This is a genomic window from bacterium (assembly GCA_028820935.1).
Lineage (GTDB): Bacteria > Actinomycetota > Acidimicrobiia > Spongiisociales > Spongiisociaceae > Spongiisocius.
Map to the genome: position 1 here is coordinate 1 of JAPPHZ010000006.1, position 21,496 is coordinate 21,496.

The 21,496-nt window shown below is 64.7% G+C and carries 27 protein-coding genes; 25 read left to right on the forward strand and 2 right to left on the reverse strand.

Annotated features, from left to right (window positions below; all coding sequences use genetic code 11):
- Positions 1-99 precede the first annotated feature (99 nt).
- The 25 genes from OXM57_00545 to OXM57_00665 all read left to right on the forward strand — a co-directional run bounded on the left by OXM57_00545 (position 100) and on the right by OXM57_00665 (position 20,059).
- Positions 100-648, forward strand: coding sequence for a VOC family protein (locus tag OXM57_00545; protein ID MDE0351170.1), 549 nt, complete (start codon positions 100-102; stop codon positions 646-648).
- A 157-nt stretch (positions 649-805) separates the two neighbouring features.
- Positions 806-1,369: an ABC transporter substrate-binding protein gene (locus tag OXM57_00550; GenBank protein MDE0351171.1), complete on the forward strand. Its 564-nt coding sequence runs from the start codon at positions 806-808 to the stop codon at positions 1,367-1,369.
- A 128-nt stretch (positions 1,370-1,497) separates the two neighbouring features.
- Positions 1,498-2,286: an ABC transporter ATP-binding protein gene (locus OXM57_00555; GenBank protein MDE0351172.1), complete on the forward strand. Its 789-nt coding sequence runs from the start codon at positions 1,498-1,500 to the stop codon at positions 2,284-2,286.
- Between the two features lie 23 nt (positions 2,287-2,309).
- A complete protein-coding gene (locus tag OXM57_00560; protein ID MDE0351173.1) occupies positions 2,310-3,095 on the forward strand; it encodes an ABC transporter permease in 786 nt (261 codons plus the stop codon).
- Positions 3,092-3,886, forward strand: a complete 795-nt coding sequence (locus tag OXM57_00565; protein MDE0351174.1) for an ABC transporter permease — start codon at positions 3,092-3,094, stop codon at positions 3,884-3,886. Before OXM57_00560 ends, OXM57_00565 begins: the two co-directional genes overlap by 4 nt.
- A gap of 65 nt (positions 3,887-3,951) precedes the next feature.
- Complete coding sequence (locus OXM57_00570; GenBank protein MDE0351175.1) at positions 3,952-5,109, forward strand: MFS transporter; 1,158 nt, start codon at positions 3,952-3,954, stop codon at positions 5,107-5,109.
- A 177-nt stretch (positions 5,110-5,286) separates the two neighbouring features.
- Entirely contained in the window at positions 5,287-6,150 is an 864-nt protein-coding gene (locus OXM57_00575) for an acyl CoA--acetate/3-ketoacid CoA transferase subunit alpha (GenBank protein MDE0351176.1), read from the forward strand.
- Complete coding sequence (locus OXM57_00580) at positions 6,147-6,947, forward strand: CoA-transferase subunit beta (protein MDE0351177.1); 801 nt, start codon at positions 6,147-6,149, stop codon at positions 6,945-6,947. Before OXM57_00575 ends, OXM57_00580 begins: the two co-directional genes overlap by 4 nt.
- Positions 6,948-7,057: 110 nt before the next feature.
- Positions 7,058-7,240: a hypothetical protein gene (locus OXM57_00585; GenBank protein MDE0351178.1), complete on the forward strand. Its 183-nt coding sequence runs from the start codon at positions 7,058-7,060 to the stop codon at positions 7,238-7,240.
- A gap of 142 nt (positions 7,241-7,382) precedes the next feature.
- Positions 7,383-8,723, forward strand: a complete 1,341-nt coding sequence (locus OXM57_00590; GenBank protein ID MDE0351179.1) for a phenylacetate--CoA ligase family protein — start codon at positions 7,383-7,385, stop codon at positions 8,721-8,723.
- The gene (locus tag OXM57_00595) at positions 8,720-9,577 is read left to right on the forward strand and encodes an amidohydrolase family protein (protein MDE0351180.1); all 858 of its coding nucleotides are present in this window, start codon (positions 8,720-8,722) and stop codon (positions 9,575-9,577) included. Before OXM57_00590 ends, OXM57_00595 begins: the two co-directional genes overlap by 4 nt.
- Before the next feature lie 10 nt (positions 9,578-9,587).
- Positions 9,588-10,373 carry an enoyl-CoA hydratase/isomerase family protein gene (locus tag OXM57_00600; protein MDE0351181.1) on the forward strand — a complete coding sequence of 262 codons (786 nt, stop codon included), beginning with the start codon at positions 9,588-9,590 and terminating at the stop codon, positions 10,371-10,373.
- 17 nt (positions 10,374-10,390) lie between these two features.
- The gene (locus OXM57_00605) at positions 10,391-10,828 is read left to right on the forward strand and encodes a hypothetical protein (GenBank protein MDE0351182.1); all 438 of its coding nucleotides are present in this window, start codon (positions 10,391-10,393) and stop codon (positions 10,826-10,828) included.
- Positions 10,825-11,253 (forward strand): MaoC family dehydratase, encoded by a 429-nt coding sequence (locus OXM57_00610; GenBank protein ID MDE0351183.1) that lies wholly within the window; start codon positions 10,825-10,827, stop codon positions 11,251-11,253. The genes OXM57_00605 and OXM57_00610 overlap by 4 nt, the downstream gene beginning before the upstream one ends.
- A 73-nt stretch (positions 11,254-11,326) precedes the next feature.
- Positions 11,327-12,427 carry a hypothetical protein gene (locus tag OXM57_00615; protein ID MDE0351184.1) on the forward strand — a complete coding sequence of 367 codons (1,101 nt, stop codon included), beginning with the start codon at positions 11,327-11,329 and terminating at the stop codon, positions 12,425-12,427.
- Complete coding sequence (locus OXM57_00620; GenBank protein MDE0351185.1) at positions 12,420-13,583, forward strand: thiolase family protein; 1,164 nt, start codon at positions 12,420-12,422, stop codon at positions 13,581-13,583. The genes OXM57_00615 and OXM57_00620 overlap by 8 nt, the downstream gene beginning before the upstream one ends.
- Positions 13,580-14,074 carry an OB-fold domain-containing protein gene (locus OXM57_00625; GenBank protein MDE0351186.1) on the forward strand — a complete coding sequence of 165 codons (495 nt, stop codon included), beginning with the start codon at positions 13,580-13,582 and terminating at the stop codon, positions 14,072-14,074. Before OXM57_00620 ends, OXM57_00625 begins: the two co-directional genes overlap by 4 nt.
- A complete protein-coding gene (locus tag OXM57_00630) occupies positions 14,067-14,483 on the forward strand; it encodes a zinc ribbon domain-containing protein (GenBank protein ID MDE0351187.1) in 417 nt (138 codons plus the stop codon). Before OXM57_00625 ends, OXM57_00630 begins: the two co-directional genes overlap by 8 nt.
- Before the next feature lie 38 nt (positions 14,484-14,521).
- Complete coding sequence (locus tag OXM57_00635; GenBank protein MDE0351188.1) at positions 14,522-15,328, forward strand: acyl CoA--acetate/3-ketoacid CoA transferase subunit alpha; 807 nt, start codon at positions 14,522-14,524, stop codon at positions 15,326-15,328.
- A gap of 29 nt (positions 15,329-15,357) precedes the next feature.
- Complete coding sequence (locus OXM57_00640; protein ID MDE0351189.1) at positions 15,358-16,116, forward strand: hypothetical protein; 759 nt, start codon at positions 15,358-15,360, stop codon at positions 16,114-16,116.
- Positions 16,113-16,742, forward strand: a complete 630-nt coding sequence (locus tag OXM57_00645; protein ID MDE0351190.1) for a TetR/AcrR family transcriptional regulator — start codon at positions 16,113-16,115, stop codon at positions 16,740-16,742. Before OXM57_00640 ends, OXM57_00645 begins: the two co-directional genes overlap by 4 nt.
- Before the next feature lie 7 nt (positions 16,743-16,749).
- Positions 16,750-17,523, forward strand: a complete 774-nt coding sequence (locus OXM57_00650) for an acyl CoA--acetate/3-ketoacid CoA transferase subunit alpha (GenBank protein MDE0351191.1) — start codon at positions 16,750-16,752, stop codon at positions 17,521-17,523.
- A complete protein-coding gene (locus OXM57_00655; GenBank protein ID MDE0351192.1) occupies positions 17,520-18,317 on the forward strand; it encodes a hypothetical protein in 798 nt (265 codons plus the stop codon). The genes OXM57_00650 and OXM57_00655 overlap by 4 nt, the downstream gene beginning before the upstream one ends.
- 130 nt (positions 18,318-18,447) lie before the next feature.
- On the forward strand, positions 18,448-19,167 hold the full coding sequence (locus OXM57_00660) for a carboxymuconolactone decarboxylase family protein (protein MDE0351193.1): 720 nt from the start codon (positions 18,448-18,450) through the stop codon (positions 19,165-19,167).
- Positions 19,168-19,273: 106 nt separating this feature from the next.
- Positions 19,274-20,059 carry an SDR family oxidoreductase gene (locus tag OXM57_00665; GenBank protein ID MDE0351194.1) on the forward strand — a complete coding sequence of 262 codons (786 nt, stop codon included), beginning with the start codon at positions 19,274-19,276 and terminating at the stop codon, positions 20,057-20,059.
- Positions 20,060-20,453: 394 nt separating this feature from the next.
- Here the strand turns inward: OXM57_00665 and OXM57_00670 are convergent, their stop codons facing one another.
- Both OXM57_00670 and OXM57_00675 read right to left on the reverse strand, forming a co-directional pair.
- Positions 20,454-20,882 (reverse strand): type II toxin-antitoxin system VapC family toxin, encoded by a 429-nt coding sequence (locus OXM57_00670; protein MDE0351195.1) that lies wholly within the window; start codon positions 20,880-20,882, stop codon positions 20,454-20,456.
- Positions 20,879-21,133 carry an antitoxin gene (locus tag OXM57_00675; GenBank protein MDE0351196.1) on the reverse strand — a complete coding sequence of 85 codons (255 nt, stop codon included), beginning with the start codon at positions 21,131-21,133 and terminating at the stop codon, positions 20,879-20,881. Before OXM57_00675 ends, OXM57_00670 begins: the two co-directional genes overlap by 4 nt.
- Positions 21,134-21,496: the final 363 nt, after the last annotated feature.

The following is a 21,496-nucleotide window of genomic DNA, read 5'->3' on the forward strand; positions in this document are numbered from 1 at the left end:
ACGGGACGCCGATGGCCGCCAGAGCACCCGGTTGTTTCGCAGACAGACCACTAGCCGGGCCATGTTAGATTGCCGTCGAACCGTCCGAGGGGCATACGAATGCCGGCTGTCCATATCGATCACGTCGCGATGTGCGTGCGCGATCTGGAAACGGCGATCGCCGATTGGCACGACATTCTCGAAGTTCTCTCGCCGGAGCACACACTGCAGCTGACCCGAGGTGAAGGCACGGCCGATGGCGTTCACATGGTCTGGGCGACTTTCCAGAACCCCGATCCCCTCGGCGTCAGCATCCAGTTGTGGGCACCGGGAACGCCGGGAACCTGGGTCGACAAACTGCTCGACCGCCGCGGCGAGTTCGTCCACCACATCGCATTTCTCTCCGACGACTTCGGTCACACGGTCGAGCAATGCCGTCAAGCCGGGCTACCGGTTCTGCTCGACGAGAACAGCGGTCCCCCCAACATCCCATGGCTGAAGTGGAACTTCATCGGAGAGGACAAGGCGCACGGGGTGCTGATCGAACTCGCTACCCGGTACCAGGCCGTGGGCGATCGCTGGTACCCCCACCCCGGCAACGCCGAGAACGACCATCTCGCTGCGGAGCTTCGCCAGCGTTGGGGCGAAGCACCCTTCGGCGAGGATTGAACCGGGCCCCACGGCCCAATCCAGGCCTGATCTCGGCCTTACACGACGCGCGAGTCACCGGCGCCCCCGACTCATCGCATCGGCGCCTCACATCCTGCTGCTCTCGAGGGTCACGAAGCCGGCGCCTAGTGGTCTGTCTGTGGAATGGCGGTGTGGTATGGCCGCCAGAGCACCCGGTTGTTCCGCAGAATCTGAGGTCGAGTTGGTCCCCTTGGGGAGGGGCAGCGCGCTTTTGCCCGCGTTCCAGGCTCGTGAGATCGACGCGTTCTTCTGGATTCCCCCCGAGACGCAGATAGCAGCGTTGGAACCGGGCGCGGTGACGATCGATTTCCGGGTTCTGTCCGAGCTCGAAGCTGTCAACTGGGCGAGCTACTTCACGACCGACAGCTACATCCTGGAGCACCCCGACACCGTACAGGCGTTCCTGCGTGCGGTCCTCAACGCCAGAGAATGGGCCTTAGCGAACGAAGACGACGCCCGCGCTATCGCCCGGGCACGGTTCCCCGACCTCGAACAGGCGGCGTTCGACGCGTCGTTCCAGATCGACTACGACTCGCTCAAACCGTCGATCCTCTTCAGCGAGGACGGCTTCGAAAAAGGCAGATACATCCTCAACATCGGCAAACCCGAAGAAGAACACAACACAACCCTGATGACCGCGGTCGTCACCAACGAACTGGTCACCCAAGCCGCCACAGACCTAGGCCTAGACATCAAATGACATGCCCCTAGGCCCCAAACCGGGACAACGATGGGAGCCGACACCCAACATCGGCTCCCACCACCACCCACAACAACCAACCAACCCAACCCACCCACACAACCCACCCACGCCGCCGTGAGGTGTCCATGATCAACATAACGGGCGTGTCCAAGTCCTTCGAGAAGGACGGCGAGAAGATCGACGCGGTCAAGGACTTCTCGCTCACGATCAACGACGGTGAGTTCGTAGCACTCATCGGTCCGAGCGGGTGTGGCAAGTCGACCGTCCTCAACATGATCGCGGGATTGCTCGCACCTGAAGAGGGCGTCGTGGAGTACAACGGCGAACGGGTCACGGCCATCAACACCTCCGTCGGCTACATGACCCAGAAAGACTCGCTCCTCCCGTGGCGCACGACGGAGGGCAACATCTCGGCGCCGCTCGACATCCGGCGCGTCCCGAAGTCCGAGCGCGCCGCCCTGGTGTCGCAGGCCATCGAGAAGGTCAGGCTCGGAGGTTTCGAGCGTCATCACCCGGACGAGCTCTCAGGCGGTATGCGCAAACGGGTACTCCTCGCGAGGACGCTGATCTACGAGCCCGACACGCTGCTGATGGATGAGCCGTTCGCGGCCCTGGACGCGCTGCTCAAACTCGTGATGCAAGAAGAACTGCTCCGAATCTGGAGTGAGGCGCGAGCCACCGTGGTCTATGTGACCCATGATCTGACCGAGGCGATCAGCATCGCCGACCGTATCGTGGTGTTCAGCAAACGCCCCGGCCGGATAGTGCTCGACCTGCCGGTCGAACTCGAGCGTCCCCGCGACTTCGACACCATTCGAAGCTCACCCGAATTCCTGAAACTGTACAACAGGATTTGGGCGACACTACGCCATGAGGTCGTCAGCCAGGAAGAAGCCAGCGGTGAAGGTCGCTGATACACATCCGACTGGAGCCGCAGGTGTCGAGTAGGTCGAGGACCGCATTCGCGCGTTTCCTGATCGTCGTCGGCCTCGTCGTCGCCTGGGACCTCGCCAGCCGTTGGTTCATCGATCCGTTCCACATCAGCCGGCCCTCTGACGTTGCCGAGAAACTGTGGGCTTGGGTGTCGACCGGCGAGATCGTCGAGCATGTCCTCACCACGATGTCCGAGCTTGCATATGGCCTGGTCATCGGGGTCGTTCTGGGAGTGCTCGTCGCCTTGATACTGGGCTCCAGCCCGACCCTCGCTGCGGTGTTCCGTCCGTTCGTGACGGTGGCTTACAGCTTCCCCCAGTTGGCGCTGACCCCCCTCTATATCCTGTGGTTCGGGGTGTTTCTCATGCCCAAGGTCGTATTGATTGCCGTGGTTGTCTTCTTCCTCATGTTCTTCAATACGTTCGAGGGTGTGAAGAACGTCGAAGGCGATCTCATCGCAGCCATGCGCGTCATGGGGGCGAAGCGCCTGGACGTGTTCCGCATCGTGGTCCTACCGGCCAGCGCCGTCTTCTTGATCACGGGGCTGCGCCACGCTGTGCCGTTCGCGCTGCGCGCGGCCGTGTTTGCCGAGTTCCTTGCCTCGGTGAGAGGGTTGGGCTTCCTCGCACTCACATCTGCGCGCTCCTACAGCAGCGCAGGCCTCTTTGCCGCACTCATGGTGCTGCTCGTCGTCGGTGTGGGGCTCAACGCTCTCGTGAGCTGGTTGGAGCGTGTCGTGCTGCCCTGGCGTTCCGCCGGCGTCGACGTAGCTGCGGCGATGCAGCGATGATCGAGCGGGCCCCCATGTGGCGGATCCGTCTCTACCAGCTGATAGTGCTGGGCGTGTTCCTCGGCGGCTGGGAGTGGGTGTCAGATCGGCACATTCGAACCCTCTGGATCAGCAAGCCTTCGTTGATCGCGGAACGGACCATTGAGTGGTTCTCGAGCGGGTTCATCTACTCGCACATCCTCGCAACTCTCCAGATCGCCGGGCTCGGCCTTCTCATCGGAACGGCCATCGGCGTCGTGTTCGGCATCGTGCTCGGCCTTCAGCGATCGCTGTCACATCTGCTCGATCCCATCCTGGGCGGAGCGTACACGATGCCCCGGATCGCCTTCCTCCCGGTGTTGCTCTTCTGGTTCGGATTCGGGTTCAGGCCGCTGGTGGCACTCGTCGTCCTGATGACCTTCTTCGTACTCTTCTACAACGCGAGGGCAGGTGTCGAAAGCGTCGACGGCGATCTGGTAGCAAGCATGCGCGTCATGGGGGCGACGCGCCTCCAGGTGATCCGGATGGTGATACTGCCGTCCATCGTTCCTTTCATCCTGGCGGCGATGATGATTGCGGCACCGTATGCGCTGGTCGGCGCGATCGTTGGCGAGATCTTCATCGGTAGCAAGGGACTCGGGTTCCTGATCGTCTCATCGACAGGGGGCCTCGACCTCACCGGCACGTTCACGGCGTGCCTCGTGGTCACCGTCATCTCGCTGATCGCGACCCTTGTCATCGCCCGACACGGTCCCCGGTTGCTCGGACGGAGCCCGGAAACCATCGGTGGTGGTGCCGCCGCAGCCTTTTGAGCAGCCGCCGCGAACGAATCGGCTCGGTACGAGTCCTCCTCCCGGCGCTTGCGGTAACAATGGTCATGACCTTCCCGCCCTTTCTCGCCGGCGCGCTCGCGTTTGCGATCCTCCCCGAGCTCGGATTCGACACCGGCTCCCTCGGGATCGCCTTGGGCGGATTCTTCGGCATGTCGGCCATCAGCTCGGTCACCATCGGCGGGCTTGCCGACCGGATTGGCTGGCCGGCCGCAATGCGGGTGTCATCGGCTATGAGCGCAGTGACGATGTTCGGAATAGCAGCGCTGGCCCACTCCTGGCTCTCCTTCGCAGCGCTCCTCTCGCTCGGAGGCCTCACGATGGCGATTGGCCAGCCTGCGGTGAACCTGGCCCTCGCCAGAGAAGTGCCGGCCAGCCGTCAGGGGTTCGTCTTCGGCATCAAACATTCGGCGATACCGGCTGCGGCCATGCTGAGCGGCCTTGCAGTGCCGCTGTTCGCTGTCAACGGCGATTGGCGCGGGGTGTTCGTCGGTGCGGGCGTGATCGCAGGCGCCGTAGCCCTGGCGGTGCCCAGATCGCAGGGCGCCTCCGCCGACGTGGCCTCGCGGCGCTCATCCGGAAAGGTGGAACTGGAGATGCGGCCGCTCGTGTTCATGGCGGTGGGTGCATTTCTAGCGGCATCGGTGGCGTCGGCCCTCAGCGCTTTCCTGGTGATTTCCGTCGTCGACTCGGGCGTCAGCCCCGGAGCAGGTGGTTTGATCCTCGCCGCGGCAAGCGTCACGGGGCTGATAGTCCGCCTCCTGGCCGGTTGGTGGGCCGACGCTCGCCAGGCCGGCGGGCTCGGAGGGGTCGCATTGCTCCTTGTGGTCGGTTCCGCAGGTCTTGGAGCGCTGACCGGCACCGGGGCAGGACTGCTCACGCTTGCGGCGATGCTCGCCTTCGGGGCGGGATGGGGCTGGAACGGCCTGTTCAACTTCAGCGTCGTGAAACACTTCCCGCGGGCCCCGGCGCGAGCCACGAGCGTTGCGCTCACGGGTACGTACATCGGCGCTTCCCTCGGCCCGATCGTGATGGGTCAGGTCATCGAGATCTACTCCTTCCAGGCCGCCTGGTTGGCCGCCGCTGCGATGTCGAGCATCTCAGCGGTCGCCATGCTGGCGGCCCGATGGCAGTTGACCGGCATGAGCAAGGGGGGTGCTGCGGCGATCGAAGGCGGTCCGGATGGGTCCCGCGCCGGAGGCTGACCGGCATCCTGCCAACCGCAACCGTCTGACCGTGGCTCGCTCGAACCCGGGGCCCCATGCGCCGGTCGTTGACCGCTTGGCCAGCGGTTGGTAGGTTCGCGTGGCCACGCCCGGCTGGGGCCGCACGTGGCGTTCTAGCGCCCAGTGCTTGGGGGGCAGGTGTCGAAGATTCGCTCCATGCGAGAGGCTGTGTCGCTCGTCTCCGATGGCGCGACGATCGGAATCGGTGGCCTTTCGATGAACAGCGCTCCCATGGGCTTCGTGCGCGAGCTCGTTCGGAGCGATGTCCGGGACTTGACCGTGGTGTCGATTGTCGGGTCGATGGCGGTCGACTGGCTCGTAGCTTCGGGCAAGGTGAGCAAGGTGGTCACCGGACTCGTCAGCTTCGAAGGCCTCGGTCTGGCTCCGAATTTCCGCAGAGCGGCCGAGGTAGGTGACATCGAGGTCGAGGAGTACTCGGAGCATCTTCTGATCTGCCGACTCCAGGCTGCCGCGCACCGCCTCCCCTTTGTTCCGACCAGGGCCGGGATCGGTACCGATGTGCTCGCCCTGCACCCTGACACGACGCGCCTGGAGACCGATCGGGTGACAGGAGAGGTCTACGTAGCGTGTACGCCGTTGCCGATTGACGTCGCCGTCGTTCATGCCCATGCCGCGGACGCCGACGGAAACACTCGTGTCGACCCGAAGCTCATCTGGATGGACTCCGACCTCGTGAGGGCAGCCGCCGCGACTGTCGTAACCGTCGAGGCGGTCGCACCGCGCAGCTCGTTCACGGATGCCCCGGAGCGCACTACCTACCCGCGCTTCGTGATCGACGCCGTGGTTCACGCACCTTGGGGCGCCTACCCGACATCGAACTACCCCTCCTATACCCACCATGAAGACTTCATTCGGGAATACCTGAGTGCTTCGCGCGACCGCGACCGTTTCGCACGGTTCTGGGCCGACCGGATCACCGCTCCCGACGACCAGGCGGGCTTTCTCGAGGCCAACGGTGGCGCAGCGACGATCCTCTCAATCATGAGAAGGGCCACGTGAGTCGCGAAGTACCTGGAGCAGACTGCACGGTCGACGAGCTGATGGTCGTCACACTTGCTCGCGAGTTCACGAACGACACGCGCGCCTTCAACGGCGCCGCGAGCTTCATACCGGTCTGCGCATACCGGCTGGCGCGCAAGACACACGCACCCGGCCTCGTGTGGGCTGCTAGCTCGATCGCGATCGACGCCGATCCGCCCGCTATCCCGGAGTCCACCCTGTCGGACGCGCTCTGGGACGGGGCCACGATGCTATCCAACTCTCCGTTCGACTTCTGGACCTACGCCCAGGGAGCTCGGTACAACACATTCGCGTTCCGCGGGGCGCAGATCGACAGGTTGGGCAACGTCAACAACACGGTCATCGGCTCCTACGACAACCCCAAGGTCCGGCTCCCCGGGGGAGGCGGGATGGCGGACCTCGGCGGCATGATCCCCAACGTGTACCTCTGGACCACGACGCACAATCCCCGCACGCTGGTCGAGAAGGTCGACTTCCGCAGCGGGCTCGGTTGGGGTGATGGCGGCGACCACCGTCGCCGGCTCGGCTTCAGTGGAGGTCCGCAGCTGTGCGTAACGGACCTGTGTGTGATGGACTTCCACCCTGACACCAAGGCGATGCGCCTCCGCTCGGTGCATCCCGGCGTCACCATCGGTGACATTCAAAGCGCAACGGGGTTCGAGGTGGCGATGCCCCGCGGCACGGTTGGCGAGACCGACCTGCCGACTCCAGCCGAGTTGAGCATCCTGCGCGACGTCGTCGACCCAACAGGCAGCCGGCTCCGCGAGTTCGCCTGAAGGGAGCGGGCGACAGGTGATTCGGGAAAAACGTTCGCTGGCGTCACGTTTCTACCAACGGTTGTCATGTAGGATGGTGTCGAGTGAACGGCAGGAGGTAATCGGCAGTGGTGAGCACAGAGTCGTTCATCGAGGCGAGCGTGAACCGGGTCAAGGCCGAAGCGGATACGGAGACGGCTAAGGCATTGCTGACACTCCAGGAGTCGGCCAAGAAGGACCTTCTGTGGACTCTCGGGTTCATCGTGGGCGTCGTCGGGATAGCTACCGCTGTCATCCTCGCGGTGCTGGCTTGAAGGGAAGATCACATTGGCGTCGAAGCTGTTCATCAAGAGGCCGACGCCGGCCGGCTGAGCCTATCCGTCACTTGGATATAATTCCCCTACCAAACGTTTGGTAGATACAAGGCGATCGGGGCGCGGGTTGAGGTCAGAGGCGTTGGCCGGTTCCATCCTGTCGGACGAGGAACGCGACGCCAAGGTGCGCCGCCAGATCGCGTACTGCCTCAAGAGCTCGTTCTACCGGAACTGCTTCGAGGCCGCAGGCGTGGATCCTGCGACGATCCGGGGCGTCGACGACCTTGCGCTGTTGCCCTTGTTCGTGACACCGGATATCCACCGGCAATCCCAGGAGAAGTCCCTCGAGGCACACGGACACCCCTTCTCTGAATTCCTCTGCGCCGACCCGGAAGAGATCGTGGCGCTGAGCTCCACCTCGGGGACGACGGGTTCTCCCACGTTCTATCCCTTCACCAGGCGCGATGTTGAGATAACCGACTTGCTCTGGCAGAGAGCACTGGGCTTCGTCGGGGTTCGACCCGGCGATCGGGTCCTTCTGGGGTTCGGCCTTTCGATGTACCTGGCCGGCCTCCCGCTGGTGCGAGCGCTGGAGCGGATGGGCGCGCTGCCGATCGCGATCGGTGCCGAGGCCGGCGCCGAGCGACTGTTGACGCTTCTGACGCTGACCCGCCCCAGGGTGCTCGCCTGCACCCCGAGCTACGCCGAGCACCTGATGGAGCGCGTGCCGGAAGTGCTGGGAATGGAGGCTCCCGATCTGGGGATCGAGTTGATCGTTTGCGCAGGGGAGCCGGGAGCGGGCCTGCCTGAGGTTCGGTCGAGGTTGGAGAGCGGTTGGGGCGGGAGAGTCTTCGACCTTCTCGGCGGAACCCATGGAATCATGATGGCTTCGGCCCCAACCGACGAGTACCACGGCATGTACGTATTGGGAGATGACTTCTCGGTCTCGACGCAATTGGTCGATCCGGCCACCCGGGAGCCCGTCGAAGAAGCCGACGGCGCAGTCGGCGAGCGGGTCAAGACGTCCCTCGAGTGGGGAGGTGCCCCTCCTCTGAGGTACTCGGTGGGAGATGTGTATCAGGTGTTCACTGCCCCCGCCCCGGAAGGACCCATCGGGGGGAAGCGAATCAAAGTGCTCGGGCGTGTCGACGACCTTCTGATCGTGAAGGGGGTGAAGCTCTATCCGGCGGCCGTGAAGAACCTGGTCAACAGCTTCGTCCCCGAGGTCAGCGGTGTGATCCGGATAGTGCTCGACGGCCCCCCACCTCGTGTGACGCCCCCTCTGCGCGTGAAGGTCGAGTCGCCGGTCGCCGGCGACGCCGAGGCAGCGGCGCACCTGGCCGACCGGATTACCCTGGCGATGCATCATCGGCTCACCGTCCGTCCCAGTGTCGAATTGGTAGCGGTGGGCTCGTTGCCGCGAGGCACGCACAAGCAGAAGCTTCTAGAGATCGACACAGAGAAATCGAGTCCCCAACCATGAGTGGCGCCATTGACGCCTGGTGCAATTTCTTCACCGAAGAAGGCATCAAGATCGTCTTTACCGAGAACCCCGAGGTGTCCTTCATGATGGGCGACCAGTGGGGGAGGCACGACCTCATGGTCGGCTACGAGCCTCAGCAGTTCATCGAGGAGAAGATGGACCCGGCAGGCGTCGAGAAGGTGGTCGTCCCGGCACTACAGCAGTATCTCTATCGAGACCGCCGGCTCGTGCGGGTCCCGTGGGAGTCGGTCGCCCGAGTCGTCGAGCGGTTTCCCGATCGGGTTTCAGGGCTCTACGGAATCGACCCCTTCTCCGGAATGAAGGGTGTCAAAGAGCTCGAATTGGCGGTCACGCAATACGGCTTCGTCGGCGGCCACGTGCATCCGTACGGATTCGACACGCCGATCAATGACGCCAGGTTCTATCCCTTCTATGCCAAGTGCGCCGAGCTCGGGGTGCCGGTGGAGCTCCAGACCGGTCACTCCGCCGAGTTCATGCCTTCCAAGCACGGGCACCCCCTACTCCTCGATGACGTCGCTATCTACTTCCCGGAACTGAAGCTGGTGGGTGCCCATCAGGCTTGGCCGTGGTGCGAGGTGATGGTGGCGATGGCATGGAAACACCCCAACGTCTACGTTGCCATGTCGGGCCATGCTCCCAAGTACTGGGACCGCTCCCTCGTGCATTTCCTGAATAGCAGGGGCCAGGGCAAGGTGATGTGGGGCACGGACTACCCGCTCATCCAGCATGGGGAGTCCCTGCGCCAGGTCGACGAGCTGGGCCTGAAGCCGGGCGCCAAGCAGAAGTTGTTGCACGACACCGCCGCTGAGGTGTTCGGTCTCGGCGAAAGCTGACGGCCTTCGCGTGGAGTTCTTCCGGATCGCAAAGGACAATCTGGTGGCGATCGTCACTATCGACAAGCCTCCGGTCAACACCCTCGACTTCGCTCTTTACGACGAGATCGCGTCTCTAGTCGGCCGACTCGAAGAAGATGACAGTATCCGAGCGGTCGTAGTCGCCTCGGCCCATCCGAAACTCTTCATCTCCGGCGCCGACATCAAGGACATGGAGAGCTACGACCGCTCCCCCAGTCCGATGACCGAGCGGGTTCACAAGGCTCAGAGCACGTTCTTGCGGCTCCAGCGCCTCGCCAAACCGACCGTGGGAGCGATCACAGGCCATGCCCTCGGCGGTGGCTGCGAGTTCGCGCTGTGCCTGGACTTCCGGGTCATGATGCGCAGCGGGCCGACCATCGGACTTCCCGAGGTCAACCTCGGTCTGGTTCCGGGAGGTGGCGGCACCCAGCGGCTCTCGAGGCTCGTCGGCCGCGGCAAGGCTCTGGAGCTGCTCATGCTCGGATCCCGACTCGACGCCGACGAGGCTCTCGCCGCCGGGCTGGTGACGGCGGTGGGCAGCGACTACGAGGACACCATGGGTCAGGCTCGCCAGCTTGCAGCCCGGCTCGCGGACCAGGCGCCTCTTGCCGTCCGGCTCATAAAGCAGGCCGTCAACGAGGGTCTTGACGGCGATCTCGACCGCGGTCTGCGATTGGAGCGAACGGCCGTCGTGACGGCGTTGCTCTCCGACGACAGCCGTGAGGGCGTCGCCGCCTTTCTGGCGAAGCGACCGCCCCGCTTCGAAGGTCGTTGAATGCGATGGATCGGCCGATGACGATTGACGACCTGGAGCGCCTGGTAGGTGTCGATTTTCCGGTCGGGGAGTTCACCATCGAGGGGTACGAGCACTGGCTGACGGCCGATGCCATCGGCTCACCGCCTCTCCCCGCCGGTGTGGCCCACCCGATGTACGGCTACTACGCCGCACTGGGCGGCATGGGACTCACGCTGGACGAGCTGTTTGCGATGGTCGGGTCGTCGGCGGCCGACGGCCCGATGTTCGGCGAAGCCGGGCTCGAGTTCCGAGAAGTGATGCGGGTCGGCGAAACGTATCGTGTCGAAGGCGGCATCACCGGTGCGGCTCGCAAGACCGGCAAGCGAGCAGGCGTGTTCGACATCGTCTCGTTCGAGCTTCGTGTAGTCGACTCGACCGGCACCGTGGCTGCGGTGTCGACCAACTCGTTCGTCTTCCCGAGGAGGGCGGCGTGAGAGTGTCCGCGGGCACGGATCTTCCCGTGTACGAGGTCGAGGTTCGGGCTGCCGCCATGAAGACCATGGCCGTCCTGCTGCGAGATCCGAACCCGATCCACTTCGATCCTGACGCGGTGGCCGCCCTCGGTTTGGGGGATCGAGTGATCAACCAGGGTCCGACGAACATGGCATATGTCGTCGACATGCTGGTGGCCTGGGCCGGCGACCCGGCACAGGTCCGGGCCTTGAAGGTTCGTTTCCTCGACAACGTCCGAGGTGGCGATCGCGTCGTCGCCGGCGGCGTTGTCACTTCGGTGGCCGGGGACGGACGACACCAGATCGCGGAGTGTGACGTCTGGCTAGATGTCGTAGGTGGGCCCCGGGCGCTGGCAGGGTCGGCAACCGTCGCCCTCGAAGCCGCCGGGGAAACACCTGCAAAGTGAGTGGATCCGACAGTTTCCGGGTGATGGCGTCGGATTACCATTCCGCCCGGCCGGCGTAGCGAGGGAGTTTTCTTTGGGGCGTGTCGCCATCGTCGGTGTCGGCCAGAGCGTTCATGCACGAGACCGCCATGACGTCGCTTACGCCGAACTGCTGCTCGAAGCCATAGACGAGGCGCTTGACGACGCCGGTATCGGGCTGTCCGATGTCGACAATGCGGTCACGGCAAGCCTGGATTTCTACGACGGGCGGACCATCGCCAACATGGCTGTTGCCGATGTCGTCGGCTCTTATCTGAAGCCGGAGAGCCGCGTGTGCTCGGACGGGATCGGCGCTCTCCTATACGGGTGGGCTCGCATAGCCGACGGCGGCCACCGGGTCGGGTTGGTAACCGCGCATTGCAAGGAGTCGGAAGGCAATCTCGCAACCATCGAGGGCGCCGGCTTCGATCCCTTCGTCCAGCGGCGCCTCGGGACGGACGCCGACGTCGTCGCCGGTCTGGGCGCTCGGCAGATCTACGCTTCCGGAGCGTTTTCTCCCGCGGATGCCGCGGCCCTGGTTGTGGCGGCGCGGGCTGCGAGCACTGTAAATCCCAAGGTCACGACGCTCGAGTCCATGACCATCGCCGAAGTTCTGGACGCGCCGCGGTTGGCGACTCCCCTGGGTGTATTCGATCGAGCGCCGAACCGTGACGGATCGTGCGCCGTGATCCTCGCCACCGAGGAGGTGGCGAGGGACCTCTCCGAAAACCCCGTGTGGATCGCAGGCGTCGGAACCGCGACGGGCAAGTACTGGACCGATCGGCATCCCGGCGATCTAAGCGCCCTCGACCGGGCCCGGGACAGCGCGGTGGCTATGACCGGTTGGGGCACGGATGTCCCTGACGTGTTAGAGGTCTCGGCTCAATACGCCCACCAACTGTGTCAGTTCGCAACGCGTCTCGGCGCCGATCTGACCGAAGCGGGAAGAACCCTGAATCCGTCGGGTGGCTGGCACGGCGGCAACCCCGTTACGGTCACGGGGCTCTCGAGGGTGACCGAATGCGTGCACCAGCTTCGGGGCGAGGCGGGCCCGAGGCAACATTACGATGCCCGACGCGCCCTCGCTCACGGCGTGGCCGGCCTCGGCGCGCAGTCTCATTTCGTCGCCGCCCTCGAAGCGGGGATTGATGGGTAGGAACGCCGCGATCGTTGCCGTCGGCCAGACCGACCACGTGTCGAGACGCCTCGATGTGTCGATACCCGAGATGGTCCGGGAGGCCGTCGATCGCTGCCTGGGGTCGAAAGACCTGAACCCGGGCCAGGTCGACGCGGTCGTCGTCGGCAACATGGAGCTGTTCGAGGGGATCAACTTTCCCGAGCTGTGGATGGCGTCCGCCATCGGCGCAGCGGGCAAACCACTCTTCAAACTCAACAACGGGGGAACGGTCGGGGCCAGCGTCGCCGTCGCCGCGGCTCACCTCGTCGCTTCAGGGCTCTACGACGTGGTACTGGGTATCGGTTACGAGAAGCAGTCCGAGGGTGAGACCCAGTCGGCGATAACCACCGTCGGCGATCCTGCGTGGGAGCGGTCGGTGATGGCGGGGGCCATCGGGAACTTCGGCGTGATGGCCTCGACGTACGTCGCCGAGAGCGGCGTCACCGCGGAGCAGGCCGCCAAGGTGACGGTGAAGGCCCGCCGCAATGCCTGTCTCAACCCTCATGCACATCTACAGCGCCCCGACATCACGGTGGAGGAAGTGCTCGCGTCCCGCATGCTCGCGGCGCCGCTGCGGCTGCTCGATATGTGTCCGAGCAGCGACGGCGCCTGTGCTGTGGTGATGGCCGCACCCGACCGCGCCCGTGAGATGACCCCGAGACCGGCGTGGGTCGCCGCCACCGAGACGGCCCACGACACGCAGTTCATGGGTGACTCTCCCAAGCGCCTGGCGCGGATGCGCAGCCTTATCGCCGCCTCCGATTCGGTTTACTCCAAGGCCGGCATCGTCAATCCCCGGGCCGAACTCGACGTCGCCGAGGTCTATGAACCGGCCAGCTATGCCGAGCTGGCGATGTACGAGAGTCTGCGTTTCTGTGATTGGGGCGAGGGTGGGTCCCTCATCGACGACGGAGTCACCCTCATGGAGGGTGAACTCCCGGTCAACCCGTCCGGTGGCGTGCTCTCCACCAACCCGGTCGGGGCCACCGCACTGATCCGTGTTGCGGAGGCAGCCCTCCAGGTCATGGGCGAGGCGGGGGATCGTCAGATTCCCGGGGTCGAGACCGCCCTGGCCACCGGCTACGGGGGCAACGCATGGACCGAGGCTGTCATCCTCAAGGGGTCGGCCCCGTGAGCCCGACTCCGCCGATTGACGCCGCCCTGAGGCTCGAGTACGTGGCGGACTTCGAGTATTCGTACGCCGCCGGAGAGTTCGCGTCGCGATTCATGAACGCGCTCCGGACCGAGGCAAGGATCCAGGGAACGAGGTGCGGTGCCTGCGACAAAGTCCTGGTGCCTCCCCGGCCGGTATGCGGTCTCTGCTTGGAACGAACGGCGGAATGGGTCGACGTCGGGCCGGGCGGAGTGATCACGGGCTACACGGTGGTCGAGGTGCCATTCATCGATCCGATGACCGGCATCAAGCGGCCGATTCCCTATGGCTTTGCGTTCGTTCGGCTCGACGGAGCGGACACGAACATCTATCACTTCCTCGAGGAAAGCCGGCACGACAAGATCTCGATCGGAATGCGTATCACGGCTGTGTTCAAGCCGGCCTCCGAACGCGACGGGACCCTGGCCGACATCATTCACTTCCGTGCGGAGGAGTTGGCAGCCGATGAGTGAGCCGACGATCCTGCACCAGAAGATCAACCTGCCATATCGGTATACGGCCGGCGACTATCACAAGGCGTTTCTCTACGGGTTGGCCGACCGGCGGATTGTGGGATCCCGCTGCCCGGCGTGCCCCACGGTGGCGGTTCCGGCCCGGCCATTCTGTCCGGAATGCTCGGCGCACAGCGGGGAGACGATGGACATGGAACCGCAGGGAACGCTCGAATCCTGGTCGACGGCGACGATCCGAGGAGTTACGCGAACCTACGGATTGATCCGGATCAGGGGCGCTGACACCCTGATGCTCCATATCGTCGACGCCGAGCCGTCAGCCCTTCAGGTGGGCATGGAGCTGGTTCCACGATGGTCTCCCGAGCCGGTACCCGAGATCACGGCGATCGCAGCCTTTGTCCCCACCTGAGCTATCGGCACCAAACAACCGTTTGGTAGCCTCGTCGGGTGGCCCCGAACCTGAAACTCGTCGATGCGTCCCGAGCCGCCGACACGGTCCATGACGGCGACACGGTATACTTCGGCGGGACCGTTCTGGACCGCAAGCCGATGGAGTTGACCCGGGCGCTCATCAGAGCCGGAAGGCGGGATCTCGACGTGGTCACCTTCGCCGGATCCCTCGAGATAGAACTCCTCATCGCCGCCGACAGCGTCCGCAGCGTTGCCGCCGCCTACGTAGGGCTCGGTCGATTCGGTCCGGCGCCGCGGTACGTCGCGGGTGTCAAGGCCGGAAGGTTCGATGATCTCGAATACTCCGAGTGGAGCCTGCTCGGGCGGCTTCGAGCAGCATCGATGGGCATACCGTTCCTGCCGACCAGGGCTGGAACGGGCAGCGAGACCCTGGCCATCCACGATTTCGCTTCGGTAGCCGACCCCTATTCCGGTGACACCTACGTCGCCCTCCCGCCGCTTCAACCCGACATCACGCTGCTTCACGCATGGCGAGCCAGCCCCGGCGGGCACGTGCAAATAGCTTCTCCCCCCCAACACCTGTGGGACATCGACGTGCTCGCGGCGCGGGCCGCCAAGCGCGTCATCGTCGGCGTCGATGAGATCGTGTCGGAGGAAGCGATCGCATCGATGCCGGAGCACACCCGCCTCTTCGGATTCGAAGTGGACATGGTCGTCGAGCTTCCGGGGGGCAGTTGGCCGACGAGCTCGCCACCTGAACATGATGTCGATGAAGGTGCGATCGGCGCGTACGTATCGTCGCGTGGAGAACCGGGCACTCTCGACTTTGCGCGGCCATCGTGACTGCCTCGAGGGGTGAGGTCGCGGACTTGATGGCTGTCGCGCTCGCCCGGATGGTCGTGGCCGGCGACGTCGTCGGCGTAGGACTCGGGACTCCGATCGCCCTCGTCGCAGCCCTGGTCGCCAGGCACACGACACAGCATGGCGTACATGTACTAGCTGGTGGTGCGCTGGACGTGAACGGCGGCGTGGAGTCCCACCTGCACGATCCCCGAGACCAGCGCGGCCTGACTCCCGGCTTCGTGCCGCATCTCGACTCGATGGATATGGCCGAGCGCCAGGCGATGACCCTGCAATTCTTGCGCCCGGCTCAGATCGACCGGTTCGGAAACCTGAATACGAGTCGGATCGGAGTTCGTTCGGCCCCGACGGCTCGGTTCAGCGGCGGCCTGGCCACAGCGGATGTGCCGGCGCTATTGCCGCGGGTGATCGCCTACCACCCTGACCACCGGCCTCGCTCGTTGCCCGCCCGGGTGGATTGGATCACCGGCAGCGGTCACGGATGGGCCGGCAAAACTCGGAAGGCTGCCGGGACGGTCGCGGTGGTCACGGACCTCGCGGTTATCGAGTTCGTCGAGAGACGTGGACGGGTAAGGTCGATCCATCCATGGAGCGATGCCTCGACGGTGGGCGAGAACACCGGCTTCGAACTCTCGCTGCCCGAGGATGCACCGCCAACGCCGGAGCCGACCCCTGATGAATTGGAAGCGCTGGATCTGGTCGATCCACGCCGCAGACGTGACGAAGAGGTTCCCGATCCACCAGGTCGAGACAGAAGGGTGACATCGTGACCGACACCGCGCCGACCTCGGGTCGGCAGAGGCGGGATTCCGCAGATCGACGGAAGGAGATCATCGACGCGGCTGCGGCCATCTTCTCCGAGAAGGGTTATGAAGCGACGTCGATCCGGGACGTGGCCGAAGCCGTCGACATCCTCAAAGGCTCGCTGTATTACTACGTGAAGTCGAAGGAGGAGCTGCTCTTCGAGGTGATCCAGGAGGTCCATCAGGGGGGGCTGGCCAACCTCGAAGGCGGCAGACGCGACGGCAGCGCCCTCGATCGTATCCGGTCGTTCGTCGAGCGGCACATTACCTACAACGCTCGCAACCTTGCCAAGATGACCGTCTTTCTCCACGACTTTCGATCGCTCGGCCCCGAACTTCGAGCCGAGATCATCGAGGCCCGCGATGTCTACGACCGCCACCTGCGAGCGCTCATCGCAGCGGGTCAGGCCGAGGGAAGCGTTCGTGCCACGATCGACCCGAGGCTCGCGTCGTTCTCGATTCTCGGATCGATCAACTGGACCTACCAGTGGTATCGACCTGAAGGTCCGAACACGATCGAGGAGATCGCCTCCGAGTTTGCGGACATGGCAGTGAACAGCGTTCGTAGCCCCGGCTGGACCGGCAAGGCCTGAATGGCCCATGGTGCGGACCCTCTCCTCTCCGGCAGCAGTTGCCGAGCTGATCCCGCCGGGCGCGACCGTCGCCGTCGGGGGCACCGGACTTAACCGAAAGCCGATGGCCCTCCTGAAAGGGATCGTGGCCGGAGGAATCCGTGACCTCGACATCGTGAGCTTTCTCGGCAGCGTCGACGTCGAATACCTGCTCGCTTCCGGCGCAGTAGCGGATCTTCACTCCGCCGGGGTCTCTCTGGACGGATTCGGCCTGGCGCCCGCATTCCGCGCCGCCCGGCAGCGGCAAACCGTCCGGTTCATCGAATGGTCCGAGGCGTCGATGGTTGCGGCCGTCGAGGCCTCGGCGCGCGGCCTGCCGTCCATGCCCTGTTCCACCGCGCCCGGCTCGGACGTCGTGAAGCACAACCCGTCGCTGGGCGTTTACAACGATCCACCAACCGGCATAGCGACCGTGTTCGCCACGGCTCTCGCAATCGACATAGCCCTGATCCACGCCCCGGCAGCCGATGCCCGCGGGAACATCTACGTCGACGGGGACCTCGGACTCGATGGCCTGCTCGCCCGCGCCGCGAAGACCACGATCGTTTCTTTCGAACGGCAGGCTCCCGCCGATCCTCCGCTTGCAGCGATTTCCAGGCTATGGATCGACGCGGTTGTATGTGCGGCCGGCGGGTCCTGGCCGACCGAATGCCACCCCGACGCTCTGGTGGACCTCGGAGCCGTCGCCGCGTGGGCCGGGTCAAAGGGCCTCACACCGGAACTGTTGGAGAAGGCCTCGTGAGCACGCTCGGGGATCTGTTCACCACAGTGCTCGCTCGCGAGTTCGCCGCCGCCGCGGCCGATGAGGGTGTTCGGGTCATCGCCGTCACGACCACGGCGAGCCTCGTCGCGGCGCTGGCGGCCCGGCGCTTGGGGGCCGCTGAGCTAGCCATCGCACCGGGCTTCGGCACGCTCGACGCCGCGCCACGGCCTGCGCTCTCTCTCGGTGAGAGGGCCACTCGGGCCGGAGCCTCGCCGCGGGGACCGGTCAGCGACACGTTCGTGGCCGTGGCGCGCGGTCTGATCGGCGTAGTAGTGACCCCTGCCCAACTCGACAGTCGAGGGGCCACCAACCTCTCGCACATCGCCGGCACCCATGCCGCTCCGCGGGTTGCCTTGCCGGGGAGTCGCGGCCTGCCGGACAACAATGACTCGCCTTCACGTGTCTGGTACGTCGTCGCCGACCATGCCGCCCGCACCCTCGTCGACCGGGTCGACTTCGTCTCAGGGCCTCCGCCCTCCCCGCAGCGGACCCGCAGGCTCATTACGCGGCTCGGCGTGTTCACGCTCGATTCGCACCACGGGTGGAAGGCCGATTGTCTCTTCCCCGATGTCGAGGCGGCTGACGTGGCAGCATCAGGCGGATTCCCCATACGGGTGGCCCCCGGTGTTCCGACCATTGCCCACGCCACACCGGCCGAGCTTGAGGCACTGGCCTCGGTGGATCCCGACGACTTGCGGTCGATCGAGTTCGACGGAGCCGACGGCGCCCGGCGCGCCCAACGGGTGGTCGCCGAGGAACGCCAGAGCCTTTGACTCGGCGCTACGCGATGCGTCTGCCGAGCCGACGCCGTGGCCACCGCAAGAGTTCCATCGCCTTGTATGCGTACTGGCCGGACCGCCCGGTGGGATATCCTCGGGGCGACGTCGGTCGCAGAGGTCAGCCATGAACACACACCGATTGATCGAGATGCTGGGTCCGGCAGCCTGGGCCGAAGGACTGTCCGCGGGATCACCGAAGTTTGCCGTAGGCCTGGCGAGTGCGGTCGACGTGATCCATTCCGACGGAGCCCTGCCGGCCCGGGACAAGGCCCTCTGTGCCGCCGTGATAGGTGCTGTGAAGCGGCTTCCCGAGGTGACTTCCAAGTACTTGACCATTGCAATGGACCGCGGCATGACACCTGATGAGGTTCACGGGGCTGCAATCAACGTGCTGATATCACGCGGGATTCCGGGCTACCAAGCTCTGACCGAGGCTCTAGCGGCAATAAGTGACGTCGGCGTGAGCCCTGGACCGCCGTTCGATACCGAGGTCTCGATGGACGAACTCCTCGACTACTACCGAGGGCTCTACGGCGAGGTTCCCGCCAATGTCGCCCTGGGTGCTCAGCACGCTCCCGGGGTCGTGATCGCCTATTACCTCATGCGTCAGGCGGCTCTGGAGGAGTCTCCGCTCGAAAACCGGTTGGCGGATCTCATGCTTTGTGCGATAAACGCCGCCGAGTTCCGCGACGATTTCGTCGAGATCCATGCCCGCTTCGCCCTCAAGGGCGGCGCGACGCCGGGCCAACTCACCGAGGCGGTGGCCTGCGCCATACCGTTCGCCGGCGTCGCGGCATGGTTGGCGGGTGCGAACGGTCTGATTGCAGCACTGGAGAATCCATAGTGCCCCCACGCACGGGATACCGGTCGTCTCGATCCGGGCATGGCCGGCTCCCTCGCCTCGACGGAGGCCGGAGGGGCCGAATTGGCGCAGCGCCGAGGATCCTGGAATGAGCCCGGACACCGCGAGTGACTTCTCCGGAAGGCCGGGGACCGCCGTGGTCACGGGTGGCTCGGGAGGCATCGGCTCGGCCGTGTGCACGCTGCTGGCGTCTCGCGGCAGCGACATTGCCTTCACCTACGGCCGGAACGAGGCGGCCGCCGCGGAGGTCGCTGAGGCCGTCGAGGCTGCCGGCTCTAAGGTCACGGTCGGCCAGGTGGACGTCACCGACGCTGCCGCCGTCAAGGACTTCGTGGATTCGGCTGCGGAGCTCCACGGGGGTATCCACACTGCGGTTTCCGCAGCGGGTCCTTATGTTCCGATGCGATACGTCAGCCAGATAGATCCTCGGCTGTTCCGAGAGAAGGTGAACGTCGATCTCTTCGGAGCATTCCACCTGGTTTGGGCCGCGCTGCCCCATGTTCGCGAGTCGTCGGGATCGTTCGTTGCTGTCACGTCGATGGCCGTGCGACGGTATCCGGTCAAGGACTCGCTATCGGCGATCCCCAAGGGGGCGGTGGAGGCCCTCATCCGCGCGGTAGCGGCCGAAGAGGGTCGGTTCGGGGTCCGGGCAAATGCTGTCGGCCCCGGACTGATGGCGTCCGGCATGTATCACGAACTCGTTGCCCGGGGCGATCTCACCGAGGAGATGCTCGACGATGCCTCCAAGAACATTGCCCTGGGCAAGCCCGGCACGGCTGACGACGTCGCCCGGGCCGTCTGCTTCCTCGCCTCCGACGAGGCGGCATACATCACCGGAAAGGTACTGGACGTCGACGGCGGCTATAAGATCTGACGACTTGCGGGGGGTCTGTGCGTGATCGCAGGCCCTAGGCGAAAACGCCCTGAGCAGTGGGAACAAGGCTGGTGGGCGTTGACCGGGCTCGAACCGCCAGATATCCCCACAATTCCAGGTCAGAGGGTCTTTGAACTTGGGGGAATGTTACTTCGGGCGTTATAGCGACTTCGAACGAAAACGCCGAGTCTGCGGTCCAGCCCTGCTGCTCGGCACTGTCAGACTCTGCGCGTTGCTGCCTTTGGGGAAGGGCTCAGCTAGCAAACAAACTCTCGCCGGTGTCAGCGTGAGGTTGACCCGTTGAGTGGACGCTCGTCTAAAGGCGGGGAAGACTCCAGTCCCAGGACTCGCCGGTGGATATACCGACAACTCGGCATGACACCTTGCTGGTTGCTCAGGTTGTTGGGGTCTCCAGCTTCACGCTGTGGAAGCGCAGAAAGTCTGTGTCGTAGGACACGACTGCGCATCGGTGTTCGATGGCGAGGGCAGCCAGGTGGGCGTCGTTGACGAGGTTGCCGCCTGCCTCAAGCGGGGCCAGCAGTTGTTGGACGATGCCGAGGTGGCGTGCCGTCGGCTCTACAACCACGGCCGAGGGCTGAGCCAGCCAGTCCTCGACTTGTGTGATCGCCTCACTTGCGGACAGCGGCTCGTCGAAGATGCGTCCGTTGGTGGACAGCCGCAGGAACGCCAGCAGCACCACCCAACAGAACGCCACCCGGGCACCGCCGCTGAGCGCCTCGTCAAGCCAGCCCCGGGCCGAGGCATGCCGCTGAACGTCTCGGTTGACGGCGTACAACAGGACATTGGCATCTACGAGCTTCAAGATCCGGTCTCTAGCTTCCTGGCAACGTCGCCGTCCTCGAGCTCGCCAGCGAGACGCACCGCCTTGTCAAGATCGACCTTGGCGCGTCCCATCGGACGGGTCGTTGTTCTGAACTGGTGGAGCCCATCAGCAAAACCCCGGCCCTCACGAACCAGGTCATTCAATGCCTGCTTGAAAGAGACCCGACGTTCGGTCATGCGCTGGCGGACGATCTGTTCTGTGTCGGAATCAAGTGTGACCGTAGTTCGCATTCTGACAGCATAGCATCAAGTGATGCCTAGCTGTCAAGACTCCCGGGCTTCGGGATGTTTGACAGGCCGGAAAAGGCCCAAAAAGGATGAACTCTCTGGTCGACACTAGAACATACGAGTTGGTGCGGCTACGCAACCACCTCCGGGTAGGGGGCAGTCTGTTGCGGGCGACCGTGTGGAGCTTCGTTTGGTTCCGCAACTTCCGGATCTATCTCCGACTAGACCGCTGGGAGTTACGTGGTGGTCAACAGGATGGACGAGTTGGTGTGGTAACGCCGCGCCACAACTAGGAACGCCCGGATACGGACAAGGTGATGGCGATCAGTGAGATTCCCCGGAGTTGATCGTCGAAGTTCCCCACCC